Annotated in this window: 17 protein-coding genes and 1 pseudogene; 9 read left to right on the top strand and 9 right to left on the bottom strand. The window is 65.1% G+C overall.

From position 1 onward, the window contains the following. Positions 1-122: 122 nt before the first annotated feature. Positions 123-557, bottom strand: coding sequence for an endonuclease domain-containing protein (locus ABWP09_RS08415; RefSeq protein ID WP_353204697.1), 435 nt, complete (start codon positions 555-557; stop codon positions 123-125). 76 nt (positions 558-633) lie between these two features. Between ABWP09_RS08415 and ABWP09_RS08410 the strand changes: the two genes are divergently transcribed. The 4 genes from ABWP09_RS08410 to ABWP09_RS08395 are packed head-to-tail and all read left to right on the top strand — an operon-like array spanning position 634 to position 3,961. Next, positions 634-1,113, top strand: coding sequence for a nuclear transport factor 2 family protein (locus ABWP09_RS08410; RefSeq protein WP_353204696.1), 480 nt, complete (start codon positions 634-636; stop codon positions 1,111-1,113). A 43-nt stretch (positions 1,114-1,156) separates the two neighbouring features. Next, positions 1,157-1,765 carry a lysophospholipid acyltransferase family protein gene (locus ABWP09_RS08405; RefSeq protein ID WP_353204695.1) on the top strand — a complete coding sequence of 203 codons (609 nt, stop codon included), beginning with the start codon at positions 1,157-1,159 and terminating at the stop codon, positions 1,763-1,765. Between the two features lie 41 nt (positions 1,766-1,806). Continuing rightward, the gene (locus ABWP09_RS08400) at positions 1,807-3,735 is read left to right on the top strand and encodes an acetyl/propionyl/methylcrotonyl-CoA carboxylase subunit alpha (protein WP_353204694.1); all 1,929 of its coding nucleotides are present in this window, start codon (positions 1,807-1,809) and stop codon (positions 3,733-3,735) included. Position 3,736: 1 nt separating this feature from the next. Continuing rightward, a complete protein-coding gene (locus ABWP09_RS08395) occupies positions 3,737-3,961 on the top strand; it encodes a hypothetical protein (RefSeq protein ID WP_353204693.1) in 225 nt (74 codons plus the stop codon). A gap of 161 nt (positions 3,962-4,122) precedes the next feature. Here ABWP09_RS08395 and ABWP09_RS08390 read toward each other — a convergent pair whose 3' ends face one another. The 4 genes from ABWP09_RS08390 to hflK form a co-directional block, all read right to left on the bottom strand. Further along, a complete protein-coding gene (locus ABWP09_RS08390) occupies positions 4,123-5,790 on the bottom strand; it encodes a helicase HerA-like domain-containing protein (RefSeq protein ID WP_353204699.1) in 1,668 nt (555 codons plus the stop codon). Between the two features lie 100 nt (positions 5,791-5,890). Continuing rightward, positions 5,891-7,438 (bottom strand): trypsin-like peptidase domain-containing protein, encoded by a 1,548-nt coding sequence (locus tag ABWP09_RS08385; RefSeq protein WP_353204692.1) that lies wholly within the window; start codon positions 7,436-7,438, stop codon positions 5,891-5,893. A gap of 111 nt (positions 7,439-7,549) precedes the next feature. Continuing rightward, positions 7,550-8,413, bottom strand: a complete 864-nt coding sequence (gene hflC / locus ABWP09_RS08380) for a protease modulator HflC (protein WP_353204691.1) — start codon at positions 8,411-8,413, stop codon at positions 7,550-7,552. Beyond that, positions 8,410-9,564, bottom strand: a complete 1,155-nt coding sequence (gene hflK / locus ABWP09_RS08375; protein ID WP_353204690.1) for a protease modulator HflK — start codon at positions 9,562-9,564, stop codon at positions 8,410-8,412. Before hflK ends, hflC begins: the two co-directional genes overlap by 4 nt. A gap of 70 nt (positions 9,565-9,634) precedes the next feature. On the opposite strand from hflK, the gene ABWP09_RS08370 reads away from it, so the two are divergent. The 3 genes from ABWP09_RS08370 to ABWP09_RS08360 are packed head-to-tail and all read left to right on the top strand — an operon-like array spanning position 9,635 to position 11,607. Further along, on the top strand, positions 9,635-10,597 hold the full coding sequence (locus ABWP09_RS08370) for an Mrp/NBP35 family ATP-binding protein (protein ID WP_353204689.1): 963 nt from the start codon (positions 9,635-9,637) through the stop codon (positions 10,595-10,597). Further along, a complete protein-coding gene (locus ABWP09_RS08365) occupies positions 10,597-11,025 on the top strand; it encodes a CoA-binding protein (RefSeq protein WP_353204688.1) in 429 nt (142 codons plus the stop codon). The genes ABWP09_RS08370 and ABWP09_RS08365 overlap by 1 nt, the downstream gene beginning before the upstream one ends. 33 nt (positions 11,026-11,058) lie before the next feature. Further along, positions 11,059-11,607 carry a hypothetical protein gene (locus ABWP09_RS08360; RefSeq protein ID WP_353204687.1) on the top strand — a complete coding sequence of 183 codons (549 nt, stop codon included), beginning with the start codon at positions 11,059-11,061 and terminating at the stop codon, positions 11,605-11,607. 106 nt (positions 11,608-11,713) lie between these two features. Here ABWP09_RS08360 and ABWP09_RS08355 read toward each other — a convergent pair whose 3' ends face one another. The 4 genes from ABWP09_RS08355 to ABWP09_RS08340 form a co-directional block, all read right to left on the bottom strand. Further along, positions 11,714-13,015 (bottom strand): homoserine dehydrogenase, encoded by a 1,302-nt coding sequence (locus ABWP09_RS08355; RefSeq protein WP_353204686.1) that lies wholly within the window; start codon positions 13,013-13,015, stop codon positions 11,714-11,716. 103 nt (positions 13,016-13,118) lie between these two features. Then, positions 13,119-14,087: an isopenicillin N synthase family dioxygenase gene (locus ABWP09_RS08350; RefSeq protein WP_353204685.1), complete on the bottom strand. Its 969-nt coding sequence runs from the start codon at positions 14,085-14,087 to the stop codon at positions 13,119-13,121. 84 nt (positions 14,088-14,171) lie between these two features. Continuing rightward, entirely contained in the window at positions 14,172-14,687 is a 516-nt protein-coding gene (locus tag ABWP09_RS08345) for a hypothetical protein (protein ID WP_353204684.1), read from the bottom strand. A 65-nt stretch (positions 14,688-14,752) separates the two neighbouring features. Beyond that, a complete protein-coding gene (locus ABWP09_RS08340; protein ID WP_353204683.1) occupies positions 14,753-15,121 on the bottom strand; it encodes a DUF3597 domain-containing protein in 369 nt (122 codons plus the stop codon). Between the two features lie 134 nt (positions 15,122-15,255). Here ABWP09_RS08340 and ABWP09_RS08335 point away from each other — a divergent pair, with 134 nt between their 5' ends. Both ABWP09_RS08335 and ABWP09_RS08330 read left to right on the top strand, forming a co-directional pair. Then, on the top strand, positions 15,256-16,485 hold the full coding sequence (locus ABWP09_RS08335) for a multidrug effflux MFS transporter (RefSeq protein ID WP_353204682.1): 1,230 nt from the start codon (positions 15,256-15,258) through the stop codon (positions 16,483-16,485). Positions 16,486-16,582: 97 nt separating this feature from the next. Further along, a pseudogene (locus ABWP09_RS08330) lies at positions 16,583-16,808 on the top strand (DNA primase); the annotation flags it as partial.

Genomic DNA, 16,808 nt, shown 5'->3' with positions numbered 1-16,808 from the left:
AATGCGCCGATCGCGGAGCGGCCGAGCTTCGGGGTGTTCCGGATGTGAGGCGAACGTACCCCTCCGTCAGCGCTGCGCGCTGCCACCTCCCCGAGACGAGCTCGGGGAGGAATTGGCGTTTCTCATGCCTCCCCGTGCTTGTCTCGGGGAGGGGGACCATCCGGCGCAGCCGGATGGTGGAGGGGCAGGCGCGCGCGGGCGGTCTCCACAACGTGGCGTATAACGCTTTCCAAATCCCGCAACACGTCGCGCGCCGCGATGCGCAGGGTCGCAACGCCCTCAGATGCGAGCCACGCATCGCGCGCCTTATCTCTTGCGGGGCGGTCGGCTCGCGCGTGCGCTTCCCCGTCCACCTCAATCGCGAGCTTCGCGTCGATGCAGTAGAAATCGAGGCTCAGCGCGTCACCGGTCGGTCGCTGCCGGCGGAACTTCAAACCAAAAGGTCGTTTTCGAAGCTCTTGCCAGAGCAACACTTCCGGCAAGCTCATTTCCTGGCGCAAGCGGCGCGACTGACGGATGGCGGCAGGCTTTCCCTTCGGTGCTGTGTCCTTGAACATCGCCCCATCCCCTCCGTCAGTGCTTCGCACTGCCACCTCCCCGAGACAAGCTCGGGGAGGAATTGAAAGGCTGACCATGCCCCTGACCTTCGCTCTCGCCCTACTCGCCCAAGTCACCCCGATGCAGCCGATGCCAAAGGGCACCGGCCTCCCCCCGCCCGCGAGCGAGGAAGGGCAAGTCATGGCCCCCGTCAACGCCGTCTTCGCAGCGATCGCCGCGAGCGACGGGGAGCGGTTGCGGCCGGTGGTGCGCGCCGACGGCAATCTGACGGTCGCGACCGAGGCAGCCGACGGCACGCGGAAAATCGTCCACCGCTCGATGACCGAGTTCATCACCGGCCTGAAACCCGGCGGGCCGCGGCTCGAGGAACGCCTGTACAATCCCGCGATCGAAATCGACGGCGACGTCGCGTTCGTGTGGGGCCGCTACACTTTCTCCATCGATGGCAAGCTGCACCATTGCGGCTTCGATCTGTTCGATCTGGTGCGCGAAGACGGCGCGTGGAAGATCGCCAACATCACCTATTCCAGCCGCACGACCGGCTGCGAAGCCTGACCAAAGACCCGAAAAAAACCGGACAACCGCCGGGAGGGGCGCAATGTATCAGGATCCACCACCGGCGCTCATGTCGCGCATCCTCCGCCGCGTGCTGCTGTGGTATTTCCGCTCGCGCGGCTGGACGATCGTCGGGGCGGCCCCTGCTGACCGGCGCTGCGTCATCATCGCGGTGCCGCACACGTCGAATTGGGATTTCGTCAATTATCTGGGCGTCATCGATGGCCTGGGGATCAAGGCGCACTTTATGGCGAAGCGTAGCCTGTTCCGTTGGCCGCTCAACCGTTTCATGACCGATATGGGCGGCGTCTGCGTCGATCAGTCGGGCGGCAAGAATTATGTCGAGGCGATGGTCGCCGAATTCGCACGCCGCAAGGAATTCATGCTGACGATCGCGCCCGAGGGCACGCGCGGGGCGGTCAAGCAATGGCGCACCGGCTTCTATCACATCGCGGTCGCGGCGGGGGTGCCGATCGTCTGCGGCATGATGGATTATGACAAGAAGACCGGCGGGCTTGGCCGCGCGATCATGCCGACGGGCGATTACGCTGCCGATATGAAACTGATCTTCGAAGCGTATCGCAACGTCCGCCCGCGCCACCCCGAACGCGCGATCACCGATCTGTCGGTGATGATGGCGGGCAAGCAATGATGCGCGATTGCGCCGACCGCATTTCCCTTTAGGCAAGAGCGATGACCCAGATTAAGCCGATAACCTCCCTGCTGATTGCCAACCGCGGCGAGATTGCGTGCCGCATCATCCGCACCGCGCGCGCGATGGGCGTGCGCACGGTTGCGGTCTATTCCGATGCCGATGCCAAGGCATTGCACGTGCGACAGGCCGACGAGGCGGTGCATATCGGACCGTCGCCAGCGCGCGAAAGCTATCTGGTGGGGGAGAAGATCATCGCCGCCGCCAAGGCTACGGCTGCGGAGGCGATCCATCCGGGCTATGGCTTCCTCTCCGAAAACGCCGATTTTGCGCAGAGCGTAATCGACGCCGGGATTATCTGGGTCGGCCCCAAGCCCGACAGCATCCGCGCGATGGGGCTGAAGGATGCCGCCAAGGAGCGGATGATCGCGGCGGGCGTGCCGGTCACGCCGGGCTATCTCGGTGCGGACCAATCGCCCGAACGGCTGGCGGCGGAGGCGGCGGCGGTCGGTTATCCCGTGCTGATCAAGGCCGTCGCGGGCGGTGGCGGCAAGGGGATGCGGCGGGTCGAGGGTCCGGCCGATTTCGCCGACGCGCTCGTTTCGTGCCAGCGCGAGGCGGCGTCCTCGTTCGGCAATACCGATGTGCTGATCGAGAAATACATCCTCTCGCCGCGCCATATCGAGGTGCAGGTGTTTGGCGACACCCACGGCAACGTCGTCCATCTGTTCGAGCGCGACTGCTCGCTCCAGCGCCGCCACCAGAAAGTGATCGAGGAAGCCCCCGCGCCGGGGATGGACGCGGCCACCCGCGAGGCGATCTGCGCGGCGGCGGTCAAGGCGGCAAAAGCGGTCGATTATGTCGGCGCGGGCACGATCGAATTCATCGCCGATGCGAGCGAAGGCCTCCGCGCCGACCGCATCTGGTTCATGGAAATGAACACGCGGTTGCAGGTCGAACATCCGGTGACCGAGGAAATCACAGGCGTCGATCTGGTCGAATGGCAGCTGCGCGTGGCGAGCGGGGAGGTGCTGCCGAAGCGGCAGGATGAGCTGAACATCAACGGCTGGGCGATGGAGGCTCGGTTGTATGCAGAGGATCCGGCGAAGGGGTTTTTGCCCAGCCCCGGCCTCGTTGATCGGTTGCTGTTCCATTGGCAGGCGCGGCTTGAAAGCGCCGTCGAAGAGGGTGATCGAGTCAGCACCTTCTACGATCCGATGATCGCCAAGGTGATCGCGACGGGTCAATGCCGTGACGAGGCGCGCACAAATCTGATGACGTATCTGAACGAGAGTTTTGTAGGGCCGTTGCGTACCAACAAGGCCTTTCTTTACGAGTGTCTCGCGCTGCCAGCATTTGTGGACGGGTTGATGGACACTGGTCTTATTGCTCGCAGCGGTGATGCGCTTATAGAACGCCGTCCCCCATCCGATCTCGTTCTCAAAACGGCTGGGCATCGGTTTCGTCGGGACTGGACGGACGACATCGACTGGGATCAGCGGAAGCTTGCTGAAGGACTCTTCGGCTTTCGGTTGAACAGCGCACCCCGAACCTCTGTCATGATCTTTGAGGGCGGAGGCGCCTATTCGGTGTCGGCCGAGAGCCGCGACACCAGCACCGGACTAAGCTCTGACCGGGAGAAGGACGGCACGCTGATTGTGACAGAGCGGGGCGAAACTTATTTCTTCACATCGCGTCCGGACGCGGGCACCGCCGCCGGAGCCGCCGCCGACGGCGCGATCATCTCGCCCATGCCCGGCCGGATCATCGCGGTCGAAGTTTCCGCAGGCGACAGCGTCACCAAGGGCCAGAAACTCGTTACACTCGAGGCGATGAAGATGGAGCATTCGCTCACCGCGCCGTTCGACGGGACCGTGGCCGAACTGACCGCCGTCGAGGGCGGGCAAGTCAGTGAGGGGGCGGTGTTGGTGCGCCTCACCGCCTCGGCTGCTGCGACCGACGCTGCCTGATATGACGACGGGCGCACTTGCCGGCATCAAGGTGCTCGATCTGTCGCGCGCGGATGGCACGGCGATGCGGGTTGTGGGGTTTCCGGCGAAATTGTCGGCGACGCCTGCCGAGTATCGGATCGCGCCGCCGAGGGCAGGGGTGGATACGCGGGCGGTGCTGGCGGAGGCGTTGGGGCTTTCTAGCGACGAGCTTGATGCGCTGGCTGCGGCGGGGGTTATCGCTTAACCTCCCCCTCCGCACTCCACCCCTTTGCTCCACCCCGGCGAAGGCCGGGGCCCAGTAGCGAGACGGGAGGAAGAGAGCGCTGTACTCCGTTACTTCGACCTGCGCGACTGGGCCCCGGCTTTCGCCGGGGTGGTTTCTATTCGCCGGGGTGGTGGAGTAGCTCAGCGCCCCTTGAATAACCCGCCCAGCACCCCGCGCACCAGCCCGCCGATAATCCCCGCGCCCGCCCCGCGCGACGATCCGAACACCGCCTTCGACACTTCGTTCGCCACCTGCCGCCCGACCGCCGAAGAAGCCGAGCGCGTCGCCGAGGTGATCGCGCGGTTCCAAGGGGAATTGGCGGCGGCCTTGGCTTCGGCGGCGGCCTGGCGCTCGGCGAGTTTGGCCTGACGGTCGGCCTCGCGCTGTGCCGCGATGCGCTGGCGTTCGGCTTCCTTGGCGGCAACCGCATCGGCCTTGGCTTGCGCGGCGGCTTGCTTCTCGGCTTCGGTCTTGGCGGCGGCTTCGGCAGCGGCGGCGCTCGCTTCCTGCGCCTTGCCCGCGAGGATTTCCTCGGCCGATTGGCGGTCGATCAGCGAGTCATATTTACTGCCGACCGGATCGGTCGAGATCATCACGCCGCGCTCGACCGGGGTAACCGGCCCGACGCGCGAGGCGGGCGGGGCGTTCAGCGTGCGCTCGACCGGGGAGGGCGATCCGTCGGGGAGCAGCAACGACACCAGCGCCTCGCCGACCTTCAATTCGGTGATCGCGGTTTCGACATTGACGCCGGGGTTGGCGCGGAACGTCGTTGCCGCCGCTTTAACCGCCGCCTGATCGCGCGGAGTGAAGGCGCGCAGCGCGTGCTGCACGCGGTTGCCGAGCTGCCCGGCGACGGTGTCGGGAATGTCGATCGGGTTCTGCGTGATGAAATAGATGCCGACGCCCTTCGAGCGGATCAGCCGCACGACTTGTTCGATCTTTTCGAGCAGCGCCTTGGGCGCATTGTCGAACAGCAGATGCGCTTCGTCGAAAAAGAAGCAGAGCTTGGGCTTGTCGGGATCACCCACTTCGGGGAGATGTTCGAACAATTCGCTCATCAGCCACAGCAGAAACGTCGCATACAGCTTTGGCGAGGCCATTAATTTATCGGCCGCCAGCACGTTGACGATCCCGCGGCCCTTATCGTCCACCCCAATGAAATCATCCATATCGAGCGCAGGTTCGCCGAAGAAATGCTCGCCGCCTTGGCTCCGCAACTGAAGCAGTGAACGCTGGATCGTGCCGATCGATTGCTTCGAGACGTTACCGTAGGTGGTGGTCAACTCATCGGCGCGTTCGCCACAGCTGACCAGCATCGCCTGCAAATCGTCGAGGTCGAGCAGCAGCAGCCCGTCCTTGTCGGCGACGTGGAAGGCGATCGTCAGCACGCCTTCCTGCACGTCGTTGAGGTCCATCAGCCGCGACAGCAGCAGCGGCCCCATTTCGGAAATGGTGGTGCGGATCGGGTGGCCCTGCTCGCCATACAGGTCCCAGAATTGCACCGGCGTATCGGCATAGGCCCACGCCTCGTCGCCAACTTCGCGCGCGCGGGCGGCGAAGATCTCATGGTTTTTCGCGGTGGGCGAGCCGGCCATCGCGAGGCCGGAGAGATCGCCCTTCACGTCGGCGACGAAGCACGCCACGCCGGCGGCGGAGAAGCCCTCGATGATGCCTTGGACGGTCACCGTCTTGCCGGTGCCGGTCGCGCCCGCGATCAGGCCGTGGCGATTGGCGCGCTTGAGTTCGAGCCGCTGCGGATTGGCACCGCCGGGGCCTGCGCCGATGAAGATGCTCGTCGTGTCGGTAATGTCGCCCCCGGTCGTTCGTCTCGAATCATATCGCGCGAAACGGGGGGCGGAGGAACAAAAAAATCCCTCCCCCGCTTAGGCGCGGAGGAGGGAGATGTGCTTACTTCTTCAGTTTGACACCGATGAAAAGCGCCGGCGCGCGGCCGCGGACGATTTGCAACGCGACTTGCGCGCGGCCAGCAGCTTTGGCCTGCGTAATGGCGGCACCAAGCGCCGCTGGCGTAGCAACGGGCACGCCATTGACGGAGACGATCACGTCGCCGCGCTTCAGGCCCTTCGATCCCGCATCGCTCGACGGATCAACATTGGCGATCACGACGCCTTGCACCGACGAATCGACATTGAAGTTGCGCGCGATCGGCGGGGTCAAGGTCTGTACCGTCACGCCGAGCGCGTTGGCGGCGGGCTGGCCGACCGACGGCGTGTCGCCATCATCGCCCATCTCGCTGCCGTCTTCGGGGTTGCCCAATGCGGCGAGTTGATCCTCCGGCGGACGCGTGCCGATGGCTGCGGTGATCGTCATCGGCTTGCCCTGCCGGACGATGTCGAGCGGGATGCGCGCGCCAGGCGCCACATTGGCGACCAGATAGCTGAGCGACTGATCTGGGGTGACCGGCTTGCCGCCGACGCGGAGCACGATGTCCCCTGCCTTCAACCCGGCTTTGTCGGCGGCCTGTCCCGGCTCGATCCGACCGATCAATTCACCCTGGTTCTTGGGAAGACCGAACGAGCCAGCAAGATCGTCGCTGAGCGGTTGCACGCCAACGCCGAGATACCCGCGCGCGATCGTCGTGCCCTTCATCAATTTGTCGATCACCGGCTTGGCGTCGACCGCCGGAATCGCGAAGCCGATCCCGATATTGCCGCCGCCCTGACTGCCCAGAATCTGCGAATTGATGCCGATCACGTTGCCCGAAAGATCGAACATCGGGCCGCCCGAATTGCCCTGGTTGATCGCGGCATCGGTCTGGATGAAGCGGTCATACGCGCCGCCGCCGGTAACGCGGTGGAGCGAGGAGACGATGCCCGCGGTCACGGTACCGCCCAGCCCGAACGGATTGCCGATCGCCAGCACCCAGTCACCGACGCGCGCGGCATCCGAATCGCCGAACTTCACGAATGGCAAATTCTTCGCATCGATCTTGAGCAAGGCAAGGTCGGAGGTCGGATCGCGCCCGATCAGCTTGGCGACATATTCCTTGCGGTCGATTAACGTGACGGTGATCGAATCGACCGTTGCACCCTTCACGCCGGCCGCTGGCGCGACGACGTGATTGTTGGTGACGACATAGCCGTCGGGCGAGATGATGAAGCCCGAGCCGAGCGAGGTCGCCTCGCGCGTGATCGGCGCGCCATTGCTGCCCTGGCCCTGTTGCTGGCCGAACATGCCTTCGAATGGCGTGCCCGCAAACGGGTTTGGCTGAGTCTGTTGCGTGATGCGCTGGCTGGTCGAAATGTTGACGACCGCGGGCTGCAATTTTGCCACGAGATCGGCAAAGCTCATCGGTGCACCGGGCTTGGGCGCAGTGGCGGCCATCATGGCGGGTTCGTTTTGCGCGGTCTGCGCACCCCCAACCGTTGGCAGGGCAATGGCAGCGGCGGTGCCGCTCAGGAGCAGGGCGGCGGTAATGGCGTAGGCGTAGCGCACGTGGATCGTTTCCTCTCGTCTACCAACTGGCAGCAACCGGATCGTAGATACGCATGGTTGCTGAACGGCGTTTGAATATGAACGGTTCGACAGCCTTTATGGGGCCACGGCTCAGCGCCGCCCCTGAAACTCCTTCAGATACGAATTGTCCGGCGACAGCACCAGCGAGGTTTGTCCCTTGGCATCGGCGCCAAAGGTCACGCGGTAGGACTGCATCGCACGATAGAAATCGTAAAAGGCAGGGTCCTTGTTGAACGCATCAGCATAGATTTGCGCGGCCTTCGCATCGGCTTGGGCGGCGATGATCTGCGCGGTCTGCTGGCCTTGGGCCTGGATCGTCAGTGCCTGTTGCTGGCGCGCGGTGCGCATCCGGGTCAGCGCGCTGTCGAACGGCGTCCCGCTCGGCAAATCGGCATGCTTGATCCGCACATCGATGATTTGCACGCCATATTGCGATGCGAGCCGTTGCAGGCCCGCGCGGATATTGCCCATGACTTGCGTGCGCTCGGGACTGAGCAAGGCCGCGAACGGCCGCTTGCTGAGTTCGTTGCGCAGCGCCGAGCTGAACAGCGGCTGGAGCTGGTTGCGCACCCGCTCTTCGGTGGTCGAGGTGCTGCCGGTCGAGATGACGGCCTTGAGCGGATCGACGATGCGGAAGCGCGCATAGGCATCGACTTCGAGCCGGTTCTGTTCGGTCGAGAGCACTTGCTGATTATCGAGCTCGACGTCGAGGATGCGCTTGTCGACCCAGATCAGCCGATCGAGGAACGGAATGCGCCAGGTGAGACCGGCACCGGTGCTGCCGAACACTTCATTGGGCTTATATTCGTTGATCGTGCGGATCGGGGTCTGCAGGCGCAGGACGACGGCCTGACGGGTTTCCGGCACAATGGCAAAGGTGCTGGCCGCAAGGATCAACAGCAGCAACGCGCCGACGCCGATCGTGATCGGATTGCGGAATATGGCGACGTTCACTGGGCTGCTCCCTGGCTCTGAGTGGCGGGGGCGACGGGTGTCGCATCCGGCCCGGTGCGCGTCACGCGCGGCAGCGGGAGATAGGGGACGACGCCCGGGGATTCGATGATGGTCTTGTCCGATTTGGACAGCACCTGCTCCATCGTATCATAATACATGCGGCGGCGCGTCACTTCGGGGGCGAGCTTATACTGCGCGTAGATCACGTCGAACGCGGCGGCCTCGCCCTGCGCCTTGGCGAGGACCTGCTGCGCATAGCCACGCGCCTTGCTGATGTCGCCCTGCGCCTTTTGCTGCGCGGCGGAGACTTCCTTGAAGGCGTCGGCGACTTGCGCCGGGGCCTGCGCGCCCTTGATCGCCACGCCCTGGATACGGATGCCGGCATTATAGCGATCGAGGATGTCCTGCATCGATTGCTGGACTTGCGCTTCCATCGCGTTGCGCCCCGAGCCGATCGCATCATCAAGCGTCGCGGTCGCGACCACCGCACGCATCGCGCTTTGCGCGGTGGCGCGCAGCGTCTCGCGGGGGTTGTCGATCTGGAACGCAAAGTCCTGCGGGTTCGCAATCTGCCAGCGCACCGAATAATCGAGATCGACGATGTTCTGGTCGCTGGTCAGCATCAATTTGTCATTGGGAGATTCGGTGCCGCTTTCGTCCGGGAAGCTGTCGGTGTTGATCGCCGCGACATCGACCTTCGCCACATCGACAAAGGGCGCGGGCAAGGTGAAGCGAATGCCGGGTTCGAGCGTGCCCGAATAGCGACCAAGCGTCGTTACCACGCCCCGTTGTTGCGGGCCGATCGAATGAAAGCTGGTCAGGCCGATCCACGCGACCAGCACGATGCCGACCCCGATCGCCCATAATTGCCCGGCACTGGGTGCGCCGGGGATGCGCGGGCGACCGCCGCTGCCAAAGCCGCCGCCGCCGCCCCCGCCACCGCGTGCGCGCTTCAGGAATTCGTCGAGCGCGCTCGGCCCGGCGCCCGTGCTGCGCGGCTTGCCGGCAGGCGGCTGCGCCCAGGGGTTGCGCGGACCGCCGGATTTGTCGTCATCGCCGCTGCCGCCTCCATTGCCGCCGCCGCCCCAGGGGCCTTTGCTATCTGCGTTCTGAATGGTGAAGCGAGGGAACCAGCCCGATAAGATCGTCATGGAACTAGTATAGGGAAGCGTTACGCCGAAAAACAGTGGCAAGCGTGACCGCTGCGCCTATCTGCGCATGATGAACACGCCAATTTCGCTCGATTCCACCCTCACTGCCGTCGCCGGGACCCGTGCGACCGGCCGAATCGAGGCGGGGCGTGCCAGTATCGTCGTCGATGTTAGCGGCCTCGATGAGGGCGCGCGAGAGACACTCGACGCGGCGGTGCGCGCAGCGGCGAGTGCGGTTCCCGGGGTCACCGCGGTGCGCGTTGCGCTGACCAGCCAACGCAGCGCCCGCATCGTGCTGGCGGTGGCGAGCGGGAAGGGTGGCGTCGGGAAATCGACGGTTTCCGCCAATCTCGCCATCGCGCTGGCGCGGGCCGGGCGACGTGTCGGGCTGGTTGATGCCGATATCTATGGCCCGTCGCAGCCACGCTTGATGGGCGTGACCGATGCCAAGCCGACCGCGCACAACAAGGTGCTCAATCCGGTGCCGACGCCGTACGGCGTCCCGCTTTTGTCGATGGGGATGCTCGTCGCCGCCGATCAGGCGATTGCCTGGCGCGGGCCGATGGCGGCAGGCGCGCTGACGCAAATGATGGATGCGAATTGGGGCGTGGCGGATACGCTGGTGCTCGATTTGCCGCCAGGCACGGGCGACGTGCAACTGACGATGGTGCAGAAATATCGCCCGAGTGGCGCGGTGATCGTCTCGACCCCACAGGATCTCGCGCTGATCGATGCGCGGCGCGCGATCGATTTTTTCGTGAAAGCGGGCGTGCCGATCATCGGGCTGATCGAAAATATGGCGGGCTATGCCTGCCCGTCCTGTGGCGAAATCTCCGATCCGTTCGGCACGGGCGGGGCCGAGGCGGCGGCGGCGGAGCTGGGCTTGCCGTTCCTCGGGCGCATCCCGCTCGACATTCGCGTGCGGATTGCCTCGGACGCGGGCACGCCGCCCGCCGCCGGGAACGGGCCCGAGGGTGCCGCGTTTCAAGGCGTGGCGGACAAGGTTGCCGCGTGGATCGAAGGAAATGCCTGATGCCGCTCACCACCGATGCCGAGATCAAGGCGCTGCTCGAGGAAACGCGCACGATTGCGCTGATCGGCGCATCGGATCGGCCCGATCGGCCGTCTAATCAGGTGATGCGGACCTTGCAGCACCACGGCTACCGCGTGATCCCGATCAATCCGCAAATCACCGGCGAGCATCTCCACGGCGAATTCGTGTTCCGCGACCTGAGCCAGATCGGCGATCCGATCGACCTGGTCGACATCTTCCGCAACTCCGCTGCCGCCGGCGATGCGGTCGATGAAGCGATTGCGGCGGGCGCGAAGGCGGTTTGGCTGCAACTCGGTGTCGTCAACGAAGCCGCCGCTGCGCGCGCCGAGGCGGCGGGACTGAAGGTGGTCATGGACCGTTGCCCGGCGATCGAAATTCCCCGATTGGGCGTCGCGCCGCGCGCCTGAAATCGGCCATGATTACAAGGCAGCTTGAAGGCCATGATCCTGCTGCTCCTCGCCGCGCAAGTCGCCCCGATCGAATCGGTACCCGCGCCCGTCGCTGCGCCAGCGCCGACACGCTTCTCGATCCTCGAGCCGATCGCGACCGAACCCTGTGTGCGGCGTGGCAAGGACGGCAAGACCAGCACCAACCCCGACGACATCGTCGTCTGCGGCAAGCCGATTCCGTCGCAGAAACTGCCGTATCCGGGTGAAGTGGTGCCCGACGGCCCCGTGCCGGTAAACCCGTATCTGCGCGGCACTGGCGCGCTGGATGCGGAAACCAATACGCCTTGCGCGGCGCGTCAGAAGGGCTGCACCACCGGGATCGACATCTTCGGCGGTGCCACGCAGATGGTTCGGACGATCCAGCGTGTCATCGCGCCCGACAGTTGTTGCGAGCGCCCGGGTGAGGCCACCAATATCTTCATGTTAGCCGGCGACATGGCGAAGGGCGTCGGCAAAGCGTTTCGCAAGAAACCCGACAAATCCAATCGCATCGCGATCGCACTCGATGCGCCCCCGCCGACGGGGACGATTCTGCCTTAGCGGTTCACTACATCCCCGTTCGGCCTGAGCCTGTCGAAGGGCTGCGTGCCACAGGTCCTGCACCGATTGTGGCACGCAGGGCTTCGACAGGCTCAGCCGGAACGGTTTAAGATAAAATATGCATCCACAGCGGCTGGCCGACGAGGCTCTGCGATCCGCGCAGCCGTTCGAGCGCTTGGGCCACGCTGCGCTCCGGCCCTTCGTGCGTGACGATCGCGACCAGCACCGATCCGTCCGCCCCGCCCTCATCATGGCTTGCGCCGCGCTGCATCAGGCTTTCGATCGAGACCCCGGCATCGCGCATCGCCGCGGCGATCTCGGCGAGCACGCCGACGCGGTCGGCAACGGTGAAGCGGACATAGGCGCGCCCGCGTCGCTCGCCGCTGTCGGCGGGGGCTTGTTCGATCAGCGCGTCGGCAGGCATCGCGAAGGCCGGGCCGAATTCGCCACGGGCAATGTCGATCAAATCGGCGACGACAGCGGAGGCGGTCGGCCCATCGCCTGCGCCCGGACCTTGGAACAGCAGCCGTCCGACGAAATTGCCCTCCGCCACCACCGCATTGGTCGCGCCGGTGACATGCGCGAGCGGATGATCGAGCGCCACGAGGTGCGGGTGGACGCGCTGGAACAGCCCGGCCGGGCCCGATTCGGCCAAGCCCAGCAGCCGCACGCGGTAGCCGAGCGCGGCCGCTTCAGCGATGTCGGCGGCGAGCACGTTGCGGATGCCGCTCGCCGCGACATCGGCAAAGGCGGGCTGCGTCCCGAAGGCGAGGCTCGCCAGCAGCGACAATTTGTGCGCGGCATCGACGCCGTCGATATCGAAGCGCGGATCGGCCTCGGCAAAGCCCAGCGCCTGCGCCTCGGCCAGCACATCGGCGAAATCGCGACCCTCCGCTTCCATCTTCGACAGGATGAAATTGCACGTGCCGTTGAGGATGCCGTAAACGCGCTCGATCTCGTTCGCCGCCGCACCCTCGCGCAGGCCCTTGATCACCGGTACGCCGCCGGCGACCGCCGCCTCGAATTTCAGCGCCACGCGCGCGGCCTCGGCGGCGCGCGCGAGTTCGAGCCCGTGATGCGCGAGCATAGCTTTGTTGGCGGTGACGAAGCTTTTGCCCGCCGCCAGCGTCGCGCGCGCGAGCGCAAGCGCCGGGCCGTCGGACCCACCGACCAGCTCGACCACCACATCGGCGTCAACGGTGGCGAGCGCGGTCGTATCATCGACCCATGCGAATCGCGACATATCGACCCCGCGATCCTTCGACCGGTCGCGCGCCGACACTGCGACGATCTCGATCGGCCGCCCCGCGCGTCTGGCGATCAACGCGCCATTGGTGTCGAGCAAGCGGATGACGCCGCCGCCCACAGTGCCGAGCCCGGCGAGCGCGATACGGAGTGGTTTGGTCATTAGCTTCCTTCCGTCACCCCGGCCTTGTGCCGGGGTCCACCGATCAACGAGCGCCGCGCTAGCGGAGGAGTGGACCCCGGCACAAGGCCGGGGTGACGCGTTTTTACGCCTTGACCAGCCCGATCTCGACCAGCCGCTCCTGCAGATAGTCATGCGCGGTGATCGGCGTGGGATAGCGGTTGGGCCGCTCGGCGGTGATCGTCGAGGGCAGCGTCTCGATCAGGAAATCGGGCGCGGGGTGGAGGAAGAAGGGCATCGAATAGCGCGAATGGCCGCGCCGTTCTGGCGCGGGATTGACGACGCGGTGCGTGGTCGAGGGCAGGACATGATTGGTCAGCCGCTGCAGCATGTCGCCGACATTGACGACCATCGCGCCCTCGGGCGGCTTGATCGCGAGCCATTCGCCATTCTTGTCGAGCAGTTCGAGCCCGGCTTCTTCGGCCCCCAATAGCAGCGTGATGAGGTTGATATCCTCGTGCGCCCCGGCGCGCACGCCCGGCGCATCGGCGGGGATCGGCGGATAATGCAGTAGCCGCAGCACCGAATTGCCATCGCGCACCGCATGATCGAACCAATCGGGCGCAAGGCCCAGATGCCGCGCGATCGCCGACAGCAGCCGGTCACCCGCTGTATCGAACGCCGCGAACAATTCGATGAACGTTTCGCGAAAACCTTCGGGCTGATCGGGCCAGACATTGGGCGCCATTTGCGCCTCGAAGCGGTGGCCCTTGGCCAGCTCGCGCCCGACGTGCCAGAATTCCTTCAAATCGACATGCGTCGCGCCCTTGGCGATCTCGGTCTTGAACGGCGTATAGCCGCGCGCCCCGCCGCCGCCCGGCGCGAAATACGCGCGCTTGGTGTCCTCGGGCAGCGCGAAAAAGGCTTCGGTCATGGCCCAGGCGCGCGCAATCAAGTCGGCGGGGACGCCATGATCGGAGACGACCGCGAACCCAAAGCGTTCGAATGATCCGCCCAGCGCTGCGGCAAACGCTGCGGGGTCGGCGGCTTCGTCGTTGAGCGAAAGCGGTGGAACCTGCGCGGCCTTGGAAGGAGCGGTGGGGCTGTCGAGCATGATGGAACGTCCGTTACGCGTGAGAAAGCGCAACCGTACCGCCAAATGTGCCGCGCGCCCACCCCCGCGATACGCAGGCCTCGGTCATTCGATCAGGATGACGCCGTTCGACTTATTCGCACCGTCGGGGGTCAATTCCAGCGTGAAGGGCTTGTTCTCGTCGGTCGTGCCGGTCAGTCCATTGCCCTTGTCGCTGAGCTTGAAGCCTGCGGCATTCAACTTGCGCTTGAACCAGTCGCGCACCGTCGCGGGCGCGGCGGGGCTGGCGAAGGTGACGCGGACGCGACCGTCATTCCCGGTACCCGGCCGATCCTTCACATCGACGTTCATCCCGCTGATCGTCGATCCGGGATAGAGATGGACGCCGTTCATGTCGAAATTGTCGGCGTTGAGCTTGAGCTTGGGCAGCGTGACCTTGCCCTTGAAGAAGGGCGTGTCGATCGTCGCTTCGCCTGTGCCGTCGATGCTGGCACCCGAGGCGTTTCCGTCCGAATCCGAGCTGTTGATCGAGAAGGACGCGCCCTCCTTACCGTCGCCACAGGCCGCAAGCGGAACGAGCGCCAGCGCGCAAAGCAGGGTGCGAAGCTGAACGCGAAGCATGGGCAAGCCTTTCGTGTGGCATAGAGATAACACACTAAAGGCTTGCCGCTGCTTTCGTCAAGCGGTTACGAAGCGAGGTTCGCCATCACATGCTTGTGCAGCCAGATGTTCATCGTCGCGCTGTCCTCGATATCGCCGTCATAACCGAGTTCGTGCGCGAGCGAGACGCGGTTTTCGTGGCTCGGATCGAGATCGAGCACCTTCATGAGATCGACGATTGAGGTCTGCCAATTGAGCGGCTGGCCCTTTTCGGCGGCTTTCTGCGTCAGGATCGCGGTGACATCGATCGGCGCTTTCGGCGCGGCAGGCGCCGCTTCGGCAACAGGCGTGGGCGTGGCGGCGGCGGGTGCCGCAGCTTGAGGGGCGGGCGCTGCGGCGGCGGGTTCAGCCGGCTTGCCCCAGATCGCATCCTTGATCATCCCGAAAACGCTCATCGTAAAATCCTTTCCTGATGGGACTTGCAGAATGGTCCGCGATCACGACCGTTCCATGACAGTTGCGGCATCCGGCGCGGCGCGTGCACGTTTTGCGGGGTGACCTTCGCGCCGGGGTCGGGCATTGGCGCGGCATGTCTGCCCTCGATGCTCCCTCGATGCAGGATTCGCCGCCGATCCGGATGGTTGAATTCGTGCCACTGATCGCCGCGCTCATGTCGCTCGCCGCGCTCGGCATCGATACGATGTTGCCGGCCCTTCCCGATATCGCGCGGCGTTTGGGCGTCGATACGATTCGTCAGGGGCCGTTGATTCTGACGGTGTTCGTGATCGGGCTCGGCATCGGGCAGTTGATCCACGGGCCGCTGACCGATCGCTTCGGGCGGCGTCCGGTGCTGATCTGCGGGCTGATCGCTTACATCATCGGGAATTTGCTTGCCGGCTTGGCGGGGAACTTCACGCTGCTGCTGGTCGCGCGTTTCGCCAGCGGTCTGGCAATTGCCGCCAGCCGAGTCGTGACGATCGCGCTGATCCGGGACTGTTTTTCGGGCCGGGCGATGGCGCAGGTCACCAGCCTTGCCTTCATGGTGTTCATGGCCGTGCCGATCGTCGCGCCGAGCATCGGGCAGGCGATTCTGCTCGTCGGATCGTGGCGGCTGATTTTCGAGGTGATCGCCGGCGGTGGGCTGGTGTGCCTGATCTGGTTTGCGGCGCGGATGCCCGAAACGCTCAAGCCCGAAGACCGGCAGCTCTTGTCGATCCGCACGACGTTGGCGGGATGGCGCGCGACCGCGCAGGATCGCTATTCGCTCGGCTACACGATCGCGGCGATGGTGTGTCAGGGCGCGATCTTCGGCTATTTGTCGTCGATCCAGCCGATTATGGCGCAGGTCTTTCATCAGCCCGCCTGGCTCGGCGGGGTGTTCGCGGCGTCGGCGGGGACGATGGCGGCGGCGAATTTGCTCAATTCGCGGATCGTCATGCGCGTCGGGATGCGGCGCATCTCGCAGGCGGCGTTGGTGGTGATGATCGTGTCGTCCTCGACTGGGTTGATCGTCGGACGGCTGGGCGATGAGCCGCTGATCGTGTTCGTCGTCGTCCAGGCGATCACCATGGCCTGTTTCGGCCTCGCCACCTCCAACATGTCGGCGATGGCGATGGAGAATATGGGCGGGATCGCGGGGACCGCGTCGAGCGTGCAGGGCTTTGTCGGCATCACCTTTGGCGCAGTGATCGGCTGGGCGATCGGGCTGAGTTTCGATGGCACGACGGGGCCGATGCATGGCGGCTTCCTCATCGCCGGTCTGGTCGGCCTGACGATTGCCGCGATCGTCGAGCGCGGGCGGCTTTTCCGCCCCAGCTGATCGGAAATCTTGGGTGCGGCCGGGAACCGAAACGGTCGATCGCGGTTCGATGTTCACGCCGCCTCACGCAGCAAACCCGGCGGCGGGGAGACACAGGATGAGCATCGGTGGACATCAGGTTTCGGGCAGCGGCACTGGCGATGACGGCTTCGATGAAGACGGCTATGACGAGAGCCAGTGCGCCGAAATCCTCGAAGTAACGCGCGACGGACCGAGCGACGGGACATTGCTGACCGACATCGCCCCCGACATCGCCTCCGAGAACGATGATGACGACGAAGACGCGCTCGACATGGAAGACGATGATCTCGGCGAAGAGGATG

This window comes from Sphingomonas sp. (assembly GCF_040398505.1).
In the GTDB taxonomy this organism is placed as follows: domain Bacteria; phylum Pseudomonadota; class Alphaproteobacteria; order Sphingomonadales; family Sphingomonadaceae; genus Sphingomonas.
This window is presented reverse-complemented; position numbering and strand designations above follow the sequence as displayed.